This is a genomic window from Variovorax sp. FW305-3-2-15-B-LB1, assembly GCF_058787635.1.
Window position 1 is genome coordinate 1 of record NZ_JBYSZY010000113.1, and the last position, 3,009, is coordinate 3,009.

Annotated in this window: 5 protein-coding genes; 3 read left to right on the forward strand and 2 right to left on the reverse strand. The window is 66.4% G+C overall.

Going from position 1 to position 3,009, the window contains the following annotated elements; genetic code table 11:
* Positions 1–789: alpha/beta hydrolase (locus AC3WQR_RS31475; protein ID WP_492745958.1), on the forward strand; the 789-nt coding region annotated here is incomplete at its 5' end.
* A gap of 115 nt (positions 790–904) precedes the next feature.
* Positions 905–1,351, forward strand: a complete 447-nt coding sequence (locus AC3WQR_RS31480; RefSeq protein WP_307588679.1) for an SRPBCC family protein — start codon at positions 905–907, stop codon at positions 1,349–1,351.
* 9 nt (positions 1,352–1,360) lie between these two features.
* Here the strand turns inward: AC3WQR_RS31480 and AC3WQR_RS31485 are convergent, their stop codons facing one another.
* Positions 1,361–1,807: a MerR family DNA-binding protein gene (locus tag AC3WQR_RS31485; RefSeq protein WP_492683917.1), complete on the reverse strand. Its 447-nt coding sequence runs from the start codon at positions 1,805–1,807 to the stop codon at positions 1,361–1,363.
* 170 nt (positions 1,808–1,977) lie between these two features.
* On the opposite strand from AC3WQR_RS31485, the gene AC3WQR_RS31490 reads away from it, so the two are divergent.
* The gene (locus AC3WQR_RS31490; protein ID WP_062472532.1) at positions 1,978–2,181 is read left to right on the forward strand and encodes a heavy-metal-associated domain-containing protein; all 204 of its coding nucleotides are present in this window, start codon (positions 1,978–1,980) and stop codon (positions 2,179–2,181) included.
* 41 nt (positions 2,182–2,222) lie between these two features.
* On the opposite strand, the gene AC3WQR_RS31495 is transcribed toward AC3WQR_RS31490, so the two are convergent.
* A partial coding sequence (locus AC3WQR_RS31495) for an alpha/beta hydrolase (RefSeq protein ID WP_492745960.1) occupies positions 2,223–3,009 on the reverse strand: 787 nt, incomplete at its 5' end.

Here is a 3,009-nt window from a genome sequence, read left to right on the forward strand (position 1 = left end):
GGGGGCGGCGGAGGCGGTGTGGCGATGCTGCCACTGCCACCGGTCGGCGGCACGCCGACACCGCCGCCCGCGGACACCGGGCGCGGCCGGGTGGTCAGCAGTTCGATGAAGTCGACCGCCACCGAAGCGACCTACCCGATCCAGGTCTACCTGCCAGCCGGCTACGACGGCGCCACGGCGAGCTACCCCACGGTCTACATCACCGACGGCGATGCGGTCTACAACCAGAGCGTGACGCGCTTCCAGAACTTCACCGACATCCTCGAGAAGGCCGGCAAGAAAGCCATCGTGGTCGGCATCGGCGGCACCTCGCGCCGCAACACCGACTACCTGATGCCGGGCGCCAAGGCGTACCACGAGTTCCTCGTCGCCCAGCTGGTGCCGCATGTCGAATCGAACTACCGGGCCAACCCGGCCAGGCGCATGCTCTCGGGCCTGTCGAACGGCGGCGTCTTCACGCTCATCGCCTTCTTCACCGAAGGCGCGGCGGGCACGTTCACCTTCCAGCATTTCTTCGCGTCCGATCCGCCTGCCGCCGGCGCGCGCGGCCAGCTCGATCCGCTCGAAAGCCAGATGTACGCCAACAGCAGCACCCGCGACATTCCCGTGACCCTGCTGCTGGGCTATGCCATCAGCAACGTCGGCGGCCCGGAGATCACCGCGCTGCGCGACCAGATCGCCGCGCGCAGCTACAAGGGGCTGCAGCTGGGCCTGAAGGGCTACGAAGGCGGCCACACGCAGATGGACTTGCCGTCGTTCCAAGACATCGTCGCGCGGTTCATCGATTGAGGCGCGGGGTGCGGGCTCAGGGTTTTTCCTGATCCTGCACCTGTCGAATCGCAGCGGGCTCATCCGACGTCATCACAGAGGGTCGTCCTCTGTACTTCATCAGGAGAAAGCAACCATGGCCACCAACACCGTCCGCCTGCACCGCGTGCTGCGCACCACCCCCGACAAGCTCTACCGAGCCTTCGTGGAGCCCGGCGCCTTCGAGCGCTGGCTGCCGCCCTTCGGCTTCACCGGCAAGGTCCACACCATGGAGCCGGTGGTGGGCGGCGCGTGGCGCATGTCCTTCACCAACTTCGGCACCGGCCACGGCCACTCGTTCGGCGGCAAGTACCTGGAACTCGTGCCCGGCCAGCGCATTGCCTACGACGCGAGCTTCGACGATCCCCACCTGCCGGGCACGATGAAGACCACGGTGGTCCTGACCGCGGTCTCGTGCGGCACGGACATGTCCGTCGTGCAGGAAGGCATCCCCGACGTGATTCCCGTCGAGATGTGCTACCTGGGCTGGCAGGAGTCGCTGGTCGCGTTGGCGCAGCTGGTCGAGCCGAACATCCCGGGTTGAGGATCGGCTTCAGGCTCGCCGTGCTTCGCAGCCGGCGAAGCCCTTGAGCCCGGCCAGCTCATCGAGGATCGGACACTCCGGGCGCTCGTCGCCTTCGCAGCAGTGGGCCAGGCGCTCCAGCAGGCGCTTCATGTGCGCGAGCTCTTCGATCCGCTGGGCCAGGTCGTCGGCGCGTTCGAGCGCAACGCGCTTCACGTCGAAGCTTGCACGACGACCGTCTTGCCACAGCGCGTGCAGCTCGACGACTTCCGGTGTGTCGAAACCCAGCGTGTGCGCGCGCCGCACGAAGCGCAGTGTCGACACAGCGCGCTCGTCGTAGCGGCCTGCGTGCGCCGTGTCATCGAGCAGTCCGAGCGATTCGCAGTCGCTCAGCAACTGCGCGGACGCACCGGAGCGCGCAACGACATCGGCAAGGGACAAGCGCGCCGCAGCAGCCGGCGCCGTGGGATGTTCCATGGGGTTCTCCTTCGAGCCAAAGCGCGAAGTCTCAACCTTCACACCATGAGAGAGTCAAACGCAGACGGCGCATGACCTTGGCACGCCAGGGGTCAGGCACTCGACGCGCTTGACCTTCACACGATGCCAAGCTTGACACTGCGAGTCACTCTTTTGAAAGGACTCCCCTCATGCAAGCGTTTGAAATTCAGTCGATGACCTGCGGCAGTTGCGCCGGTCGCATCACCCGGGCCATCAAGGACCTGGACCCGCAGGCCAGGCTCGAAGTGGACGTGAAGCAAAGAACGGTGCGCATCGACACCACCGAAGACCGCCCCTCGCTGGTGGCGGCGTTGACGGAGGCCGGCTACCCGCCGAGTCCTTCCGCCAACTGAGCATGTGGCGCGAACCGGGTTGCCCGGTTCGCCGCAAAGCCTTACTTGAAGATCCGCACGATCGCGTCGTCGAACGCGAGCACGTCGGTCCCGACGTGGGTGGAATTGAACTCCGTGTCGATCAGCTGCAGCCCCACGTAGCCCCGCTCGGACATCCGCTTGTACATCGCCTTCACCGGCACTTCGTTGCAGCCGCTGGCGCAGTGCGCCAGGATCAGCGTCACGGGCAGCGGCCGGCCCGCGAGCGCGTCGAACATCTTCTTTTCGAGCGCGTTGTTCTCGGCCTCCTGCTGCCAGAAGGCGGCCTCGATGGAAATGAAGTACGAGAACACGAGGTTGTCGGGCGCCTCCAGGAACAGCGCCGTGGCCGCAAGGTTGCCGCTGGTCGACAGGCCCGTGAGCATGCGTTTCTTCGGGTCGGCGCGGTACTTCGATTCGATGAACGGCACCAGGTCCTTCGTGAGGAAGGTGTGATACGCGTTGGCGCCCGGAAAGTTGTAGTCCTCCTGCCGGCGCGCGGTGTAGCCGATGCCCACGAGGATGGCCTTGGTGCCGCGCTTGAGCAGCACGTTCTTGAGGTTGGTGAAGCGCGTGTCGGGCAGGCCGTTGGTCGCGTCGCCGTCGAAGGCGTAGATGATCGGCACGGCATCGCTGCTGCTGTCGTAGGCGGCCGGGATGAACACCTCGATCGGGTAGCGCACGTTGTTGATGCTCGACGTCACGGTGTCCGACACCACCCGGCCATTGGCCGAAGGCGCCGGCTGCACGGGCGCCGTGCCCGTCGGCGGCAGGATCAGCGGCACACCGCCCCCGCCACCTCCTCCGCCC

What these genes read in the sequence shown, in the direction of transcription:
- AC3WQR_RS31480 (WP_307588679.1), top strand. Translation starts at nt 905, where the DNA reads ATGGCCACCAACACCGTCCGCCTGCACCGCGTGCTGCGCACCACCCCC.
- AC3WQR_RS31485 (WP_492683917.1), bottom strand. Translation starts at nt 1,807, where the DNA reads ATGGAACATCCCACGGCGCCGGCTGCTGCGGCGCGCTTGTCCCTTGCC.
- AC3WQR_RS31490 (WP_062472532.1), top strand. Translation starts at nt 1,978, where the DNA reads ATGCAAGCGTTTGAAATTCAGTCGATGACCTGCGGCAGTTGCGCCGGT.